General features: G+C 42.7%; 17 protein-coding genes and 1 pseudogene. 16 read left to right on the top strand and 2 right to left on the bottom strand.

Features of this window, described 5'->3' with window-relative positions:
• Nucleotides 1-8 precede the first annotated feature (8 nt).
• From E2626_RS05915 to fdhD, 6 genes and pseudogenes are all read left to right on the top strand, one after another.
• On the top strand, nt 9-515 hold the full coding sequence (locus E2626_RS05915) for a MogA/MoaB family molybdenum cofactor biosynthesis protein (RefSeq protein WP_134380801.1): 507 nt from the start codon (nt 9-11) through the stop codon (nt 513-515).
• Nucleotides 516-878: 363 nt separating this feature from the next.
• On the top strand, nt 879-3842 hold the full coding sequence (gene fdhF / locus E2626_RS05910; protein ID WP_134380799.1) for a formate dehydrogenase subunit alpha: 2964 nt from the start codon (nt 879-881) through the stop codon (nt 3840-3842).
• Nucleotides 3835-4371 (top strand): annotated as a pseudogene (locus tag E2626_RS05905) (helical membrane plugin domain-containing protein); the annotation flags it as partial. The gene fdhF and the pseudogene E2626_RS05905, both read left to right, overlap by 8 nt.
• A gap of 309 nt (nt 4372-4680) precedes the next feature.
• Nucleotides 4681-4818, top strand: coding sequence for a hypothetical protein (locus E2626_RS17180; RefSeq protein ID WP_166786752.1), 138 nt, complete (start codon nt 4681-4683; stop codon nt 4816-4818).
• The gene (locus E2626_RS05900; protein ID WP_134380795.1) at nt 4785-6059 is read left to right on the top strand and encodes an L-lactate MFS transporter; all 1275 of its coding nucleotides are present in this window, start codon (nt 4785-4787) and stop codon (nt 6057-6059) included. The genes E2626_RS17180 and E2626_RS05900 overlap by 34 nt, the downstream gene beginning before the upstream one ends.
• Before the next feature lie 59 nt (nt 6060-6118).
• Entirely contained in the window at nt 6119-6931 is an 813-nt protein-coding gene (gene fdhD / locus E2626_RS05895; RefSeq protein WP_134380793.1) for a formate dehydrogenase accessory sulfurtransferase FdhD, read from the top strand.
• A 252-nt stretch (nt 6932-7183) separates the two neighbouring features.
• On the opposite strand, the gene E2626_RS05890 is transcribed toward fdhD, so the two are convergent.
• Both E2626_RS05890 and E2626_RS05885 read right to left on the bottom strand, forming a co-directional pair.
• Nucleotides 7184-7573 (bottom strand): sporulation protein, encoded by a 390-nt coding sequence (locus E2626_RS05890; protein WP_134380791.1) that lies wholly within the window; start codon nt 7571-7573, stop codon nt 7184-7186.
• Nucleotides 7574-7619: 46 nt separating this feature from the next.
• Complete coding sequence (locus tag E2626_RS05885; RefSeq protein WP_134380789.1) at nt 7620-8837, bottom strand: MFS transporter; 1218 nt, start codon at nt 8835-8837, stop codon at nt 7620-7622.
• A 146-nt stretch (nt 8838-8983) separates the two neighbouring features.
• Here E2626_RS05885 and E2626_RS05880 point away from each other — a divergent pair, with 146 nt between their 5' ends.
• From E2626_RS05880 to E2626_RS05835, 10 genes are all read left to right on the top strand, one after another.
• The gene (locus tag E2626_RS05880) at nt 8984-9796 is read left to right on the top strand and encodes an STAS domain-containing protein (protein WP_134380787.1); all 813 of its coding nucleotides are present in this window, start codon (nt 8984-8986) and stop codon (nt 9794-9796) included.
• Between the two features lie 241 nt (nt 9797-10037).
• The gene (locus E2626_RS05875; protein WP_134380785.1) at nt 10038-10301 is read left to right on the top strand and encodes a metal-sensitive transcriptional regulator; all 264 of its coding nucleotides are present in this window, start codon (nt 10038-10040) and stop codon (nt 10299-10301) included.
• A 59-nt stretch (nt 10302-10360) separates the two neighbouring features.
• Nucleotides 10361-10837, top strand: a complete 477-nt coding sequence (locus tag E2626_RS05870) for a DsrE/DsrF/DrsH-like family protein (protein ID WP_134380783.1) — start codon at nt 10361-10363, stop codon at nt 10835-10837.
• Between the two features lie 34 nt (nt 10838-10871).
• Complete coding sequence (locus tag E2626_RS05865) at nt 10872-11651, top strand: sulfite exporter TauE/SafE family protein (RefSeq protein ID WP_134380782.1); 780 nt, start codon at nt 10872-10874, stop codon at nt 11649-11651.
• A gap of 338 nt (nt 11652-11989) precedes the next feature.
• A complete protein-coding gene (locus E2626_RS05860) occupies nt 11990-12370 on the top strand; it encodes an ArsR/SmtB family transcription factor (protein WP_134380780.1) in 381 nt (126 codons plus the stop codon).
• On the top strand, nt 12354-14447 hold the full coding sequence (locus E2626_RS05855; protein ID WP_134380778.1) for a heavy metal translocating P-type ATPase: 2094 nt from the start codon (nt 12354-12356) through the stop codon (nt 14445-14447). The genes E2626_RS05860 and E2626_RS05855 overlap by 17 nt, the downstream gene beginning before the upstream one ends.
• A 311-nt stretch (nt 14448-14758) precedes the next feature.
• Entirely contained in the window at nt 14759-16324 is a 1566-nt protein-coding gene (abc-f, locus tag E2626_RS05850) for a ribosomal protection-like ABC-F family protein (RefSeq protein ID WP_134380776.1), read from the top strand.
• A gap of 57 nt (nt 16325-16381) precedes the next feature.
• Nucleotides 16382-16765: a DUF302 domain-containing protein gene (locus E2626_RS05845; RefSeq protein ID WP_134380773.1), complete on the top strand. Its 384-nt coding sequence runs from the start codon at nt 16382-16384 to the stop codon at nt 16763-16765.
• A gap of 61 nt (nt 16766-16826) precedes the next feature.
• Nucleotides 16827-17666 (top strand): GNAT family N-acetyltransferase, encoded by an 840-nt coding sequence (locus tag E2626_RS05840; protein WP_134380770.1) that lies wholly within the window; start codon nt 16827-16829, stop codon nt 17664-17666.
• Entirely contained in the window at nt 17653-18099 is a 447-nt protein-coding gene (locus tag E2626_RS05835) for a GNAT family N-acetyltransferase (RefSeq protein ID WP_134380767.1), read from the top strand. The genes E2626_RS05840 and E2626_RS05835 overlap by 14 nt, the downstream gene beginning before the upstream one ends.
• Nucleotides 18100-18137: the final 38 nt, after the last annotated feature.

Below are 18137 nucleotides of genomic sequence, written 5' to 3'. Positions count from 1 at the left end.
GAAGCAGAGTGCATGAGGAACATAAAAAACAGGCGCCTGATTGTGTTGTCTGCAAAGTCATTACAGTCAGTGATACACGTAATGAAGAAACGGATAAAAGCGGAAAGCGGATGAAAGAACTGCTTCAGGCATCAGGGCACGAGGTTGCTGCATATGAAATTGTGACCGATGAAGTGATTCTGATTCAGCGCGCCGTTAAAGATGGCCTGATGGATGACGGAATTCAGGCAGTGCTAATCAATGGAGGAACCGGTCTAGCACCGAGAGATGTAACCATTGAAGCTGTTACGCCGCTGTTTGAAAAAGAGATCCCCGGTTTTGGTGAACTTTTCCGGTTTTTAAGTTACACAGAAGATATCGGCTCAGCAGCAATGATGTCGCGTGCTGTCGCAGGTGTCACCGGGAAAACGGCTGTCTTTTCAACGCCGGGCTCAACTGGTGCTGTGAATCTTGCGATGGAAAAACTCATTTTGCCGGAGCTTGGACACGTGATACGAGAATTGAACAAAGATTAATTGGTTAACCTGCAGATAATCGGGATCTGCAGGTTTTTCTTTTGGTTTGAGGGGTGGAGGCAGTGATTTATGACTGAGTGGTAGTGATCATCACCACATTGGTAGCAACCACGTGAGGAAGTGGTAGCAATCCCCGCCGCGCCGGTAGCAATCATGTGAGGAAGTGGTAGCAATCCATTCCTAGAATAGTTCCAATCACTACCAAACCTGCAGCCTAAAATAAAAATTTGTCGGAAATTTGTCTTTTTTTAAAGAATATAGTTTTACGAAACATTTATCAGGGTATTTATGAGCAGGTGCGAAAACTGAATAATTTTGGTAAAGCTGTGTGTCAGCAGAATAAATTACGGGGGAGAGATCAGTGTGTCAGGTCAAATTAATGTAACGATTAATGGCAAGCCGGCTGTGATTGATGAACATTTGTCTGCTATGCAGGCATTAGAGGATCACCAGACCGAAGTACCTTCAGTCTGTTATCACCCGAGTCTCGGAGCAATTGAGACGTGTGATACTTGTATCGTGAAGGTGAATGGGGAGTTTGTCCGCTCATGTTCTACACAGTTAAAACAAGGAGACGCAATTGATGGAGTCTCTGAGGACGTAAAGGAAGCCCAGGTAGTCGGGATGGATCGGATCCTGAGAAATCATGAGCTTTATTGTACAGTATGTGATTACAACAACGGCACGTGCGAAATACATAATACCGTCAAGGACATGAAAGTGAATCATCAAAGTATGCCGTTTGAAGAAAAGCCTTATGAAGTGGACGATTCAAATCCGTTTTACCGTTATGACCCGGATCAGTGTATTTTATGCGGACGATGTGTCGAAGCATGTCAGGATGTGCAGGTAACTGAAACACTGACAATCGACTGGACACTGAAAAAGCCCCGCGTCATCTGGGATAAAGATTCTAAAATTAATGAATCTTCATGTGTATCATGCGGTCACTGTTCAACAGTCTGCCCATGTAACGCCATGATGGAAAAAGGGATGGAAGGCGAAGCAGGATTCCTTACGGGACTTGCGAAAAATACACTTCGTCCAATGATCGAAATTACAAAAAATGTTGAAACTGGATACGGTTCAATTCTTGCCATTTCTGATGCTGAATCAGCGATGCGTGATGACCGTATTGAGAAGACGAAAACAGTCTGCACATACTGTGGTGTCGGCTGCAGCTTTGACATCTGGACGAAGGATCGCAAAATTCTTAAAGTTGAGCCTTCAGTTGATGCACCTGCTAACGGTATCTCTACTTGTGTTAAAGGAAAATTCGGCTGGGATTTCGTGAACAGCGAATCCAGAATTACAAAGCCTTTAATCCGTGAAGGCGATGCTTTCAGAGAAGCAAGCTGGGATGAAGCACTTAATCTTGTTGCTTCAAAAATGAAAGAGCACAAACAAAACAGTGGTGCAGATTCAATGGCCTTTATCAGCTCTTCTAAATGTACAAACGAAGAATCATATGTGATGCAGAAACTGGCACGAGGTGTAATTGGTACAAATAACGTGGATAATTGTTCACGATACTGCCAGACACCAGCTACAATGGGACTTTTCAGAACAGTCGGTCACGGTGGTGACTCCGGTTCTATTACTGATATTGCACAGGCAGGACTGGTCCTGATTGTTGGTTCAAACACTTCTGAATCTCATCCGGTACTCGCGACACGCGTCAAGCGTGCACATAAGCTTCACGGTCAGCGTCTGCTCGTTTCAGATATCAGAAAGCATGAAATGGCAGAAAGAGCAGATCTGTTCTTCCAGCCTAAGCCGGGTTCTGACCTCGTCTGGCTGTCAGCAGTTACGAAATATATTGTTGATCAGGGCTGGGCGGATGAAACTTTCCTGAATAACCGTGTGAACGGGCTTCAGGAATATGTAGACAGTCTGGAGAAATTTACACTGGACTACGCATCAGAAGCAACCGGTCTTTCAAAAGAGACACTGATTCAGATTGCAGAAGAAGTGCATAATGCAAAAACAACATCTGTTCTTTGGGCGATGGGCGTAACGCAGCACTCAGGAGGCAGTGATACAAGTACTGCAATTTCCAATCTGCTGCTGATTACAGGCAACTACGGTAAGCCTGGCGCAGGAAGCTATCCGCTGCGCGGCCACAACAACGTACAGGGCGCGAGTGACTTTGGCAGTATGCCAGACCGTTTCCCCGGCTATGAAAAAGTGGCTGATGATGAAGTCAGAGCAAAATATGAAAAAGCCTGGAATACTACGATTCCTGCTGAGACTGGTTTGAACAACCACGAAATGATTGATGCAATCCATGACGGCAACCTGAAGATGATGTATCTGAAGGGTGAAGATATGGGAATTGTTGATTCAAATATCAATTATGTACACGAAGCATTTGAAAAACTCGACTTTTTCGTTGTACAGGATATTTTCCTTTCTAAGACTGCTGAGTTTGCTGATGTTGTACTTCCTGCAAGCCCGAGTCTTGAAAAGGATGGCACATTCACAAATACGGAAAGACGTATACAGCGTCTGTATCAGGCATTGGAACCACTTGGTGACTCACGACCTGACTGGGAAATTATTCAGGATCTTGCAAGTCGTCTTGGCGCTGATTGGAACTATACACACCCAAGCGAAATCATGGAAGAAGCTGCATCGCTTTCACCACTGTACGCAGGTGTAACATATGAACGACTTGAAGGATATAAGAGCCTTCAGTGGCCGGTTGCAGCTGATGGTACAGATTCACCACTTCTATTCCTGGAAGACTTCCCATTCCCGGATGGAAAAGCAAGACTATTCCCGGTTGACTGGACTATGCCGCTTCAATTTGACGAAGAATATGATATTCACGTCAATAATGGACGTCTACTGGAACATTTCCATGAAGGGAATATGACTTATAAATCTGAGGGGATCTCTTCTAAAACACCAAATGTATTCCTTGAAGTTTCTGAAGAGCTTGCTAAGGATAGAGGACTTGAAGATGGCACACTGGTCAGATTGACTTCTCCATATGGTGTTGTAAAAGTAGAATGTCTAGTGACTGACCGCGTAAAAGGTAAAGAAGTGTATCTGCCGATGAACGATAATGGTGAAGGTGCGATAAACTACCTGACCAGTTCTCAAGCTGATAAAGATACCGATACGCCAGCTTATAAAGAAATCAGTGCGAAAATGGATGTGCTTAAGCCAAAAGGTGAAAGACCAATTCCAAGAACGAATCACCGTAACGGAAATCCTCAGCCGCAGCTTGGCGTCAGAGTCGATAAAAAATGGGCGCGTAAAGACTACGTATTCCCAGGTGACCTTGTGAAACTTCGAAAGGAGGCGTCTAAGCGTGGCTAAAGCGACAAAAGTGATTCACCGTATGGAAATCAGTGAGGAAGAAATTCGTCAGCGTGATTTGGAAGAAATAAAAACGCGATTGCTTGAAAATAAAGAAGCCATCCATGAGATTTTTGACATGATTGAGCACATGCAAAAAAGAGGTGTGCTTGATATGGGAACGTCGCTTTTTGCAGAAGGCGATAAAGTGATGGATGTCATTGTCAAAACGCTTGATTCAGAAGAGACAACAAACAGTCTTAAAAACCTGCTCCTCATGGTTGGGACACTGGGCACGCTGAACGTTCAGCAGCTTGAACCACTGATTTTAAAAGTAAATGCCGGAATTGCCCGAGTTGCAGAGCTGGATGAAAAACAGGAGCAGGAGGGGTATTTCACGCTCCTGCGTTCCCTGAATGATCCGGAAGTTAAGCGTGCCATGGCAGTAGGTGCTGCTTTTCTCAAAGGGCTCGGTGTGAAACAGGATGATTATGAACGAACAACTCAAAAGTCTGAAGATCAGAAATCTCAGCAAAGTGAAACAGAAGAAAACTGGAACGGTGATATCTTCACAAATGAATATCATCAACTGAACAGTCAGTCTAACCCTGTAAAAGGGAATTCTGATTCCTCCAGTAAAAGTAACTGGCTTCTGCCGGCAGGAATTGCCCTTGCAGCAATTCCATTATCGTATCTGTTAAAGAAAAAGTAATATTAATAAAGCTTGAGCTAAATCTTTAATACTTTCAAAAAATACTTTTCTTAAGATCCATCAGAGTGTAACGGAGCGGAAGGCGGTGACTTCGGGACGATTAGCGGGACAGCTGAGACCCCGCAGGCGAAAGCCGAGGAGGCTCTTATGGGACCAAAAAACGGTCCACGTCCGGAAAGCTTCCGCCTGAAGCGTAGTGCAACGATTAAAGAGGTTGAACAATCATCCTCAAATTTTAAGGGGGAACAACAATGGCTGAAAAAAAGCTTAAAAACCGCTGGCTAATTGCTGCAGCAGCGGTAGGAATTCATATATCAATCGGATCGGTTTATTCTTGGAGCGTATTTTCTAACCCATTAAATGAAAAACATGGATGGGCAGCAAGTGAAATCGCACTTATTTTTAGTATTGCAATCTTGTTTTTAGGACTTTCAGCAGCTTTCATGGGGCATTTCGTGGAAAAACACGGTCCGAGAAAATCAGGTATGATCGCAGCCATCAGTTTCGGGCTGGGAATGATTGGTTCAGGTTTTGCAGATGGAATTGGGAACTTATACTTACTTTATTTTTTTTATGGCGTATTAGGTGGAATTGGCCTTGGAATCGGTTATATCACACCGGTGTCTACACTTGTTAAATGGTTCCCTGACCGCCGCGGTTTGGCTACTGGTCTTGCGATCATGGGCTTTGGTTTTGCGTCAATGATTGCCAGCCCAGTGATGGAAGCATTGATTAATAATATCGGTATTTCAGGTACATTCTATCTATTGGGTGCAATTTATTTTGTTCTCATGTTCAGTTCTTCTCTTTATCTCGAAAAGCCGCCTGCAGATTATGTGCCTAAAGGCATGACGCAGGAAGAAAAGAAAGAAAAGCAGGAAAATAATAAAACGGGCGATCTTGCTCAATTAACAGCGAATGAAGCTGTTAAAACTGTCCGCTTCTGGGCGCTTTGGATTATGTTATTCATCAATGTTACTTGTGGTATTGCCATTATTTCAGTGGCATCACCAATGGCGCAGTCCATCGCAGGAATGACTGCAGGTGCAGCAGCTGTCATGGTAGGAATTATGGGTGTATTCAATGGACTGGGTCGTCTCGGCTGGGCTTCAGCATCAGATTACATTGGCCGTCCAAACACATATACAGCATTTTTTGTCATTCAAATTGCAGCATTTGTATTATTACCAAATGTAACCAACGCATTGGTTTTCCAAATTTTAATTTTCGTCATCCTGTCATGCTATGGTGGAGGTTTCGCATCAATTCCAGCTTTCATCGGAGACCTTTTCGGTACAAAGCAGCTTGGCGCAATTCATGGTTATATCTTAACTGCGTGGGCAGCAGCCGGTCTTGTTGGACCGAGTGTTGTAACGCGTATTGAAGAAGCAACAAACAGTTATGCACTGACGATGTACATTTTCACAGGCGCATTTGTTGTTGCATTAATTGTTTCTCTGCTGATCCGTGTTAATATTAAGAAAATCCGTCAGGAAAATGCCGCACCGGCAGAAGCGGCAAGCTAAAGGTGTAAGTCCGGGCTTCCAAGCCCGGACTTTTTCTTACAAAAAAGGGAGTGTGCGAAGTGAGCGCTGATTCCATTAAAAAAAGAAAGATATTGAGAGTGCATGATGGAGAATCTGATTGGATTGAAGATTCAATTGTGACTGAGCAGGTTCTGACAATTAAGCTGAACGGTGAAGAATTTGTAACAGTCGTATGTTCTCCGGAGTATATGGAGGATCTGGCCGTCGGTTATCTGGCTTCAGAAGGTGTGATCCGCTCGCCGGAAGACATTTCTTCAATCAGATTGGATCATAAATCAGGATTTATTCATGTGACCGCAAATCAGATTAACCCACTTTATGATGCACTCCAGAATAAACGATATATCACGTCATGCTGCGGGGGAAGCCGTCAGGGGTTTGTGTTTGCCAGTGACGCAATGACGGCGAAAAAAATGACTGAACAGAACATAAAATTAAAACCTGATCAGTGCTTCCGGCTGATGGAAAAGCTTCAGCAGTCCGCACAGACATTCAAAGAGACTGGCGGCGTCCATAATGCAGCGTTATGTACAGAAGATGAACTGTTACTGACCCGCATGGATATCGGGCGTCACAATGCGCTTGATAAAATTTATGGACACTGTCTGCGTAATCAAATATCAGTTAAGGGTAAAGTCATTGTTTTCAGTGGCAGAATGTCTTCGGAGATTTTATTGAAAGTGGCTAAGATCGGCTGTGAAATTGTCATCTCAAAATCAGCGCCAACAGAAAGGGCACTTGACCTTGCTGAAGAGCTGAATATGACAACAGTAGGGTTTGTCAGAGGGAACTCCTTCAACGTATATACGTGCCCTGAAAGAATCCAGTTAACAGAATCACCTGTATATTAAAAACAGACTGAGACGAAATGATAAAATCAGAAGTATTTGGATGTTTCATAGATTAAATTAGAGGTGAACGGAGCGAAAGGCGATGACTCCAGCGTGAAAAGCGTGACAGCTGAGACCCCGCAAGGTGAAGCCTGAGGAGGCTTTCGTATAGGACCAAATAACGGTCCTCGCAGAAAGCATCCGCCTGGAGCGCAGTGAACCGGTTATAGAAAAGGCTGAGACATTTTTTTATGTCTCAGCCTCTTTTTTTTTCTATGATTCTGCTCTCAGTTCATCATGGTCAATATATTGAACCTGATCTTCAAAAATCAATTTTGTTCTGAAACGATAGCGGCACTGGTTACTTTTATCTTTTAAGTGCTCCGGTATTGTATAAGAAAAAGGGATTTCTCTTAAAAAGTTTTCGTCGATTTCCTTTGACATATAGATGGTAGTTGCGATTTCCACGGGTTTTTCATTCATGTTTTTCGGGTCAAATGCCATCAGATCGCATTCCAGGCGGGAAACTTTTTTCTTTTTCTTCGGTCCCTGTAAATAGAATGTTCCTGTTATTTTAGAACCCGGTATCAGAATGTTTTGATCTAATACTAAATCAACTTTTCCTTTGCCGGGAGAAAACATATTCGTTAGCTTTTTTAACATTATGTCACGTCCTTTATCATGATACGAATGAGCGATCAATTAGGTTTCACTTAATCATGCCACCAGGTGTGGATGCAAGTTTTTCGCTGTTTTGCAGACGGATAAATCTTGCATAAAATATTCCGGTAAGAACGAGTGAAAACAGACCGAACACAATCACCATGTAGACAAGTCCAATTAAATCAAGAAATAGCCCCGTCATCAACAGTACAACCTGGAAAACAATTCTGTCGAGCATATTTCTGAATGAAAAGAATCTGCCGTGAAACTCTTTTGGTATTCTTGTCTGAAAAATCGTTGCGGCAGTTGGGAAGAAGCATCCGACCGCAAAGCCAAATATAATAAATGCAAGGATAGAAAGAAATGGAACTTCAGCAAAGAACAGAATGAGCTGGGAAAATCCAATAACAAACGAAAACGTAAACAATATCGTATAAGGAGAAAATGCTTCTCCAAGCTTTTTAATCACAAAAGCGCCGACCATAAATGCAATTCCCTCAGCTGTGTAGATCCACCCTTTAATGGCTGAGCTGTCCTGGATTTCGCTGATGTTGATTACAACCAGATTGAATCCCCCGATAAATAATAACGGTATAAGTGTCAAAATTAACGTCATCATCACAATGGGCAGTCCTTTAATAATCGGAAAAACTTCCTTAAACCCTGCAGGTCGTTTTCCTTCAGCCGGGAGCTGTGACGGGCGATGTTCTTCTATTGAAAGCAGCCACGTGAATCCAAACAATAGTAAATAAGAGATAAGTGATAATAGATAGACGATTGAAAGGGGAAGCTGGGCAACTAACACACCTGCAGCCGCTGTTCCAAGAACCCTTGATAGTGTTGCTACATTCATATGTATGCCGTTTAACTGAAGCAAATCTCTTTCAGCTACTACCAGGGGTAATGCTGCCTGGAGTGCCGGAAAATAAAACGCTGCTGAAACCTGGATGAAAATTAAAAAGACAATCATCCATATAATTGAATCCTGCTGTATCGCGATTAACATGAATATGACGCTGAACGCTCTTACGAAGCCTGAAGCAAGCATCACGGTTTTTTTTCGCAGCTGATCTGTCAGTCTGCCTGCAAGCGGTCCAATCAGAATACTTGCGAGAAGACCAGCACCAAGAATCAGTGATTTCATAAAGTCAGAAGGGACTTTCTCCTGCATAAATTCAAGATTTCCTATAATACCGAGCCATAAGCCGACCCCGGCAATAAACTCCCCGCTCAGGAGTATCCAAACATTACGATTGCGTAGCATAACGGACCTACTTTCTGTTTTGTTCCTATTGAAAAAGTATGGGGCAAACTATTTCGTTTGTCTATATAATAATTTACATTTACTTTTCACATGAAATAGGAGAACATTATACGTATAGATTCGACAATACTAGGGGGGATGAATGAATGAAAACTTATGAGCAACTGGGTGCATACATAATTGAAAAAAGACATGAATTAGCATCAAAGCTTGATGGAGGCAGTCCGGATTTGCTGCTGTCGAAGAATGATGAACAAAAACTGCTCGATTTGCAAAGTGATCTGATTTCTTACATTGGTACTGCAATAAAAGAAGATGACCCTTCCATGATAGATGAACAAGTGATTGAGTGGGCACGTAAAGCGGGAGAGTCTGCTGTTCAAAGAGGAATTGAGCTTGATGAAGGGCTTAGCATGCTGTCACAACTGAGAGTGCTGATTTGGAATATCATGCTTGAAAAGCAAAATGAGTTTAATTTTTCTGCTGAAGAAGTGACAGGAATTAATTTTAATATTGAACCGATTATTAATAAAGCCGCACGCGAATTCAGTCTGACATATGTTGAAGATTACCGTCGCTATTTGAAAAAAGCGCAGAGTAGTGTGATGGAATATTCTGTACCTGTTGTAGGGCTGAATGATGATGTTGCGATTTTACCATTAATCGGTGAACTGGATGATGACAGAGCGAGAGTATTAAAAGAAGTGGCACTGCATAAATGCCTGGAACTTCGAAACTCAACTTTGATTTTAGACCTTTCAGGCGTACCGACTGTCGATACAATGGTTGCAAATGAATTATCGCAGGTGATCGATTCACTTAAGCTGATTGGTGTAAAAACAATTTTAACGGGACTCCGTCCGGAAATTGCTCAGGCAGTCGTTGAGATCGGCATCAAATTTGAAGGAATGACGATTCGCAAAAACTTAAAAATGGCAATAGAAGGATTAAAGATTTAACAGAGAAAAGGCTGCTGATGCGGCCTTTTTTGTATGATAAGGTACTGGATTCTGCAGGTGTGCGTTGATCAAAACGTTTACCGGCTGTTGATTTACCGCGCTGCCTGAACCTGCAATAAACCAATCAGGGTTTAAACATTTCTGTATGGTAAAAGTGTGATCATACCTCTTGACAATATACCGTATGGGGTATATTATAAGGCTTGTAATAATTATTGAACAGGCAAGGGAGGTTCACTTCATGGATTACTCAAAACAATCTATCCATCGGTTAAAACGTGTGGAAGGTCAGCTTAGAGGCGTTCTTTCAATGATGGAAGAAGAAAAAGATTGTAAGGATGTTGTGACGCAGCTGTCAGCGATCCGTACTGCTATTGACCGGACAATTGGATTAGTCGTGAGTGAAAATCTGGTATCGTGTGTAAGAGAAGCGAGAGAAGATGAAGATCGCGAACCGGAAGATGTAATCAAAGAAGCGGTGAACCTGCTTGTGAAAAGCAGGTAATTTTTTTGAAAAATATTATACCCCATAGGGTAATATAGTTTTTAGGAGGAGTTTTTAACATGGAAAAGAAAAGAACAACGATCGTATTATTCAGTGGTGACTATGACAAGGCAATGGCTGCATACATTATTGCGAATGGAGCAGCGGCTTATGATCATGAAGTAACAATTTTTCATACATTCTGGGGTTTGAATGCACTTCGTAAAGATGGAGATGTGGAAGTGCAAAAAAGCGGTATGGAAAAAATGTTCGGCAAGATGATGCCTAAAGGCGCAGATAAGATGGGTCTGTCAAAAATGAATTTTGGCGGTATGGGCCAAAAAATGATTAAAAGTGTGATGAAGAAGCATAATGCAATGGAGCTTCCCAATCTGATTGAAATGGCTCAGGAACAGGATGTTAAGCTGGTTGCCTGCACAATGACGATGGATCTCCTTGGGCTTCATAAAGAGGAACTGCTGGATGAAATTGAATATGCAGGTGTCGCAGCATATCTGGCTGACGCAGAAGAAGGCAATGTCAATCTATTCATCTAACCCTATCATGTAAAGGTCAGGAGGTGCTTAACCGTTGAGTATCGAGTTAATCATTGTATTATTTTTAATTGGTTTTGTAGGTTCATATATTTCAGGCATGCTTGGAATTGGCGGTTCGATTATTAAATATCCTATGCTATTATACATTCCGCCACTATTTGGTCTTGCAGCATTCTCGGCGCATGAAGTAGCAGGTATATCCGCAGTACAGGTGTTTTTCGCTACGATTGGCGGCGTCTGGGCCTATCGTAAAGGCGGTTATTTAAATAAAACCCTGATTATCTATATGGGTGTCAGCGTGCTAATAGGAAGTTTGATTGGCGGTGTCGGTTCAAGAGACCTGTCTGAAGCAGCAATTAATACTGTATATGGTATATTAGCGCTTATTGCAGCTGTTATGATGTTTATTCCGAAAAAAGGCCGTGAAGATATACCGTTTGATCAGGTAACATTTAATAAATGGCTTGCAGCAATTTTAGCTTTTATTGTTGGGATCAGTGCGGGAATAGTTGGAGCAGCCGGCGCGTTTCTGCTCGTACCGATTATGCTGGTTGTCCTGAAAATTCCAACGAGAGTAACGATTGCCTCATCACTTGCGATCACATTCATCGCATCAATTGGAACAACTATAGGTAAGGTGACAACAGGTCAAGTAGAGTACCTGCCAGCTCTTGTAATGGTTGTAGCCAGCTTAATTGCTGCGCCACTCGGAGCGAAATTAGGCAAGAACATGAATACGAAAATACTTCAAATTTTACTGGCACTGATTATTTTAGCAACTGCCATTAAAATCTGGATGGATATTCTATTATAAAACTGTCTGGACAGCCTGAAAAGTAAGTAACTTTTACTTTTCAGGCTGCGCCAGGCATTTTTTTGTGCGGATGGAGCAGGTCTCATTACACTATCCTCTGGACTGTCTTTGAAATTTCATGAACACGATACGTAATCTCCCGAACATTGGGTATAATCTCCTGAATACCACGGGTAATCTCATGAACCCCGCTTATCATTCTCTGAATGAGAAAATAGTGCAGAAAAAGTATTAATTTTTAGGTATTTCATTCAGATCATTCAAACAATCATTTGAATATTATAGCTTAAAGCGTTACAATACAATCAAACAAACGTTTGAATGAAAGGAGGGATCATATGCCACGTATTGATGTTTGCGAAACGAAATGTGTTCACGAAGATAAAGTTGAAAGTGCAAAACAACATTTAACACAGACTGATTCAGCTTCAGTTGCCCAGCTTTTTAAAGCATTGGCAGATGAAACGAGAATGAAAATTGCTTATACACTGTTAAAAGAAGAAGAACTTTGTGTATGTGATGTGGCGGCAGTGATCGACTCATCTAATGCAACTGCGTCTCATCACTTGAGAATGTTGAAGTCGCTCGGCCTTGCTAAAAGCAGAAAGCAAGGAAAGCAGGCTTATTATTCTCTTGATGACAGCCATGTGAAAGGGTTAATTGAACTGGCTGTCGAGCATACGAAGGAGGTGCAGGAAAGAGATGGAACAAACAAATGAAAAGACTTACCGTGTAAGTGGATTTTCCTGTGCCGGTTGTGCAAATACGTTTGAAAAGAATGTGAAGAACCTTCAGGGTGTGGAAGATGCCCAGGTCAATTTCGGTGCATCAAAAATAACGGTGCGGGGAGATGCAAGCATTGATCAGCTGGAGAAAGCAGGTGCTTTTGAAAGACTTCGTGTGACGAGTGACAGGGAGGCTTACCAACCGCCGGAAAAAACACCTTTCCTCAACGCTTACTGGCATGTCATAGCTGCATTTGTGTTAACAATAGCAGGCTTTATTACGTCACTTTCCGAAGCACCTGACTGGGTCCCGCCTGTATTGTTTGGTGGCGCCATTGTGACCGGCGGATATTCATTGTTTATCACAGGCTTCAAAAACCTTGCGAGATTAAACTTCGATATGAGAACGCTTATGACGATTGCGGTCATTGGTGCAGCTCTGATCGGTGAATGGGGCGAAGGTGCAGTGGTCGTGATTTTGTTTGCGATCAGTGAAGCGCTTGAGCGTTATTCAATGGACAAAGCCAGAGCATCTATCCGGTCATTAATGGATATTTCCCCGAAGACTGCATTAGTCAGAGGTCACCATGGTGAAATGGAGACTCCTGTTGAAGAGGTGAATGCAGGAGATATTATGATTGTAAAGCCGGGAGATAAGGTAGCGCTGGATGGCGTGATTGTAAAAGGCAGATCCACTGTTAACCAGGCCGCTATTACAGGCGAATCAGTGCCTGCTGAAAAGGATGTTTCGGATACTGTGTATGCCGGAACGCTGAATCAGGAAGGTGTACTGGAAGTTGAAGTAACAAGACGTTCAGAAGATACCACACTCGCAAAAATTATTCATATGGTTGAAGAAGCCCAGGCGGATCGTGCACCTTCACAGGCATTTGTCGATCGTTTTGCTAAGGTTTATACGCCGGTCATTATTGTTATTGCCTTTTTAGTGGCCATTCTTCCACCACTTATTGGAGGAGCGGAGTGGTCAACCTGGATTTATCAGGGACTGGCAGTGCTGGTAGTAGGCTGTCCGTGTGCGCTTGTCATTTCTACGCCTGTAGCGATTGTAACTGCGATTGGTAACGCTGCGAAAAGAGGTGTGCTCATTAAAGGCGGCGTCTATCTCGAAGAAATGGGACGTCTTGATACGATCGCATTTGATAAAACGGGGACGCTGACGAAGGGTAAGCCAGCTGTGACAGATGTGATTTCACTCAGTGACATGTCTGAGAAAGAATTATTGAACCTTGCTGCTGCGCTGGAACACCACTCACGTCATCCACTTGCATCCGCCATTTTAGAGCGTGCTGATGCTGATGTGTATCAGGCGGAGGATGTTCAGGCTGTAACCGGCAAGGGAATGACAGGAAGTATTGAAGGGATCAAATATAAAATTGGTAAGCCGTCATTTTTTGATGTGAATATGATAAAAGACAATGATATGCTGGATGAACTCTTAAACGACGGGAAAACCGTCATGGTATTCGGAACAGAGGAAGCTGTACTTGGGTTCATCGCGGTTGCAGATGAAACGCGAAGTGAAAGCTATTCTGTGATTGAACGACTTCATCAGCTGGGTATCAAAGACACAATCATGCTGACTGGTGACAATAAAAAATCAGCAGCTGCAGTTGGTACGCAAACAGGTGTGACTTCAGTACGTGCTGAACTATTGCCGGAAGATAAGCTAGCTGTCATTAAACAATTAAGAGCTGATGGACGCCAGGTAGCGATGGTTGGAGACGGCATTAATGATGCGCCTGCACTTGCAGCCTCAACAGTTGGCGTTGCGATGGGCGGTGCCGGAACAGACACTGCGATGGAGACGGCGGATATTGCGCTCATGGCAGACGACCTTGAAAAACTCCCGTTTACAGTGAAGCTGAGCCGTAAAGCATTGTGGATCATTAAGCAGAATATCATTTTCTCGATTGGCGTCAAAGTACTCGCGCTTATGCTTGTCGTACCAGGCTGGCTCACGCTGTGGATCGCCATCTTCGCCGATCTTGGGGCAACACTCCTTGTGACGCTAAACGGTATGAGACTGCTGAAAGTGAAAGACGACAATTGAATGAGTGCTTGACAATAAATAACTTTTTACCATAAGATAATGCTAACAAACAACGGAAGGGTGACCCGGGAGAATGTGGAACTAATTCTATTTTTGAAAACAAAGATGAATGAAGTGATGAAAGACAAACGCAACCAGTCTGTCTTCGCACGCATCATCCGTTTTCCAAATAGGATTAGGTGATTCACCCGGGTTTTTACGTTCATGGCATGTGCCGTGGTCTGTTTGCGTATACCCAAAATGCCTCCTATTCGGTAAAGCGGATAGGGGGCTTTTTTGTCCCCGTACAGATCAAAATAGGGGATGATAGAATGACGATAATCTGTTCAATGAAAGACATAAGCTATGCAGTAAGAGAAAGAGTACTCTTTGAGATTGAAGAGCTTGAAATCAGAAAAGGTGACCGTATTGGGCTTGTTGGTAAAAACGGTTCAGGAAAATCAACACTTCTCCACCTGATTAGTGACAAGATCAAGCCGGACGAAGGAGAGATATTCAGAAATGGATGGATCACGCTTCTTCCCCAGTTGAAAAATACAGATACGGTACAAAGCGGAGGTGAAGTAACACAGGATTATATTAATCAGGCGTTTGCAGAGAACCCGGATCTGTTGCTAGCGGATGAGCCGACAACGAACCTTGATGTAGAAAGAGTAAAAACGCTTGAACAGCATCTGGAGCGGTTCCAGGGATCGATGGTTCTCGTCTCACATGACCGGACATTTCTGGATCTGCTCTGTACGAAAATATGGGAGATTGAAGACGGTCGTCTGAAAGAATATAAAGGCAATTATCAGGATTATGCTGATCAAAAGCAGCTTGAATTCCGCCAGAAGGAAGCTGCACATGAACAATACGAGCGAAAGAAAAAACAGCTTGAATCAGCCATCGAAGAAAAAGAAAAGCGGGCAAAACGTGCGACGAAAAAACCGACAGATGGAACAGCTTCAGTAGCTAAAAACGCAAAGCCTTACTTTGCAAAAAAACAAAAAAAGCTGAGGCAGACAGCAAAAGCCCTTGAAACGAGACTTGGACAAATGGAAAAGGTGGAGCGCCCTAAAGAAGCAGCACCAATTAAAATGGCACTGCCGAATGAATCGGATATGAAGGGCCGGCCGATTATCAGGTTTGAAGAGCAAATCGTTAAAGCCGGCACCAAAAGACTATTTGAGCTGCAGCCTTTTTATCTGAAGGGTGGTCAGAAAACAGCGTTGATCGGTGGTAACGGGACCGGTAAAACAACGCTGATCAAATCGATTCTTGCCAGAAGGGAAGGGATCACCGTTTCACCTGCAGTTAAATTTGGTTACTTCAGTCAGAACCTTGATATTCTGAAGCCGGATAAAACCATTCTTGAAAATGTCATGGAAGATGCGATTCAAACTGAGGATATTGTCAGAACGATTCTGGCACGTTTACATTTTTATCGGGATGATGTTTTCAAATCTGTTCGCGTGCTCTCAGGAGGTGAGCGTGTAAAAGTGGCGTTTGCCAAAATCTTTGTCAGTGATTTAAATGTACTGGTCATGGATGAGCCGACCAATTTTCTTGATATTGATGCGGTTGAAGCGCTGGAGGGGTTATTAAAGGATTACCGGGGGACTGTTTTGTTCATTTCCCATGACCGGAAAATGGTTTCTAAGCTTGCAGAAAGAGTGCTCGAAATTAAAAATGGCAGGCTAACGATCTTTGATGGGAATCTGCAGGAATTTACGCAGCATGAACCGAAAGAACAGAATGATACCGCAGATGAATTATTAAAATTGGAGACGAAACTCACTGAAGTGTTAAGCCGCCTCAGTATAGAGCCGACTGAAGAGCTGGACCATGAATTTCAGCAGCTGCTGCGTAAAAAACGTGCCCTTATTTCTGATTAATTAATACTCACAAGGGTATTGTAAGTATGTGACTTACATTCAGAAAGGGGTAATATCATGTTTCATTACACAGTGGAAACAAAGCAGTCAGTTGAAGAAGCAATGACAACACTTGAGAACAATCTGAAAGAGGAACAATTCGGGGTTCTATGGCAGTTTGACATTAAAAATAAGCTGCAGGAAAAAGGGCTGGATTTTGACCAGACGTTCCATGTGCTTGAAGTGTGTAACCCTAAAGAAGCAAAAAATGTACTTGAAAAGAACCTGCTCGCAGGCTATTTTCTGCCATGTAAAATGGTTGTGTACGAAGAAAATGGGACAACGAAAATAGGTATGCCAAAACCGACTTCACTGATTCAGATGGTGGAGGATGAAGACATTAAAACACTCGCAGCAGATATTGAAGAAAGACTGATCGTGTGTATGGATAAGAGTGTGTAAAACAGAACAAAGGGACGGCAGCGCTCTTTTGCGCTGCCTTTTTTAATGGGGGAAATAAAGAATGAAGAATGTAATAAAATTAATAAAGGCAGATGAATCGATGGTAAAGAAGCTGACGGGCTTATCATCAGAAGTTTTCAGTCAGGAAGCGTCAATCTGGCTGCCGGAAGGTGCGGAAGATGCAAATATTCAGCCGCCCGGTTATGACTCGGAGGATATGATGGCCTATATGATCACTCACCTTGATGTATTTGGTATTTATCAAGGTAACAACTTAATTGGAGGAGTAGTTATTACAGCGCCTATCTCTACTTACGCAAGGATTGACAGGATTTTTATTGATCATAATTTGCAGGGGAAGGGTTACGGCAAAAAAGCGATTCAATTAATTGAGAAGGCCTATCCAAATGTAAAGCGCTGGCAGCTTGAAACATCAGCAAGGCAGACGAACAACCGGTATTTTTATGAATCTGTGGGCTATGAATGTGTATGGGAAACAGAAGAGTTAATGTTTGAGAAAAATCTTTCAGACTGCAAAAACCGGAATGATCACATCATGCAAAAACAGGATCAGGATTACACTCGCGCGGAACTAATATCCATTAATGCGCAGGAGGTTAAGTTGACTGATGCCAACATAAGGTCATTACATATTTCAAATGCAGCCATGCAGCAGACAAAATTGCAAAACGTCAATTTATCTGACAGCATTGTCGCAGATGCAACCGTTCAAAACGCTACGTTCTGGTTTGCTGATCTCAGCGGGTCTGTTTTCAGAACATCAGATATGTCAGGTGTGGCGCTTGAAAATTGCAATATATCCGGGATGACAATAGACGGTATTTCAGTTGAAGAACTTATGAAGGTATATGAAAAGGGGAATAGAAATGGTGCATCTTAAAAAAATTGATAAAGACAATTGGCTAAAAGCAATCAGTCTGAAAGTAAGAGAAGATCAAAATCATTTTGTAGCGTCCAATGCAGTATCACTGGCACAGCTGAATTTTCTACCCGACGGTTTTCATGCACAGGGTATATATGCGGATAATGAAATGGTGGGATTCACTTTGTATGGAATTGATGAAGAAGACGGTGAATACTGGATGTACAGAATGATGATTGATGAAAAACATCAAGGGAAGGGTTATGGCAAAGCAGCCATTCACCTTGTCATTGATGATATCAGGCAGCGCAAAGAAGAGCGCCATAAAACCCTTACATTGTCTTATGAACCTGAAAATACATTTGCGAGAGATTTGTATACTAAAATGGGATTTGAAGAGCAAAACGGAGTAATGGTCGAAGGAGAACAGGTAGCCCGCTATACGTTCTAAACGATCGCTTCAGCACATATAATGCCTGGTGAAAGGCG

Origin of the sequence: Jeotgalibacillus salarius, assembly GCF_004405125.1 — a bacterium.
Classification (GTDB): Bacteria; Bacillota; Bacilli; order Bacillales; family Jeotgalibacillaceae; genus Jeotgalibacillus; species Jeotgalibacillus salarius.
This window is presented reverse-complemented; position numbering and strand designations above follow the sequence as displayed.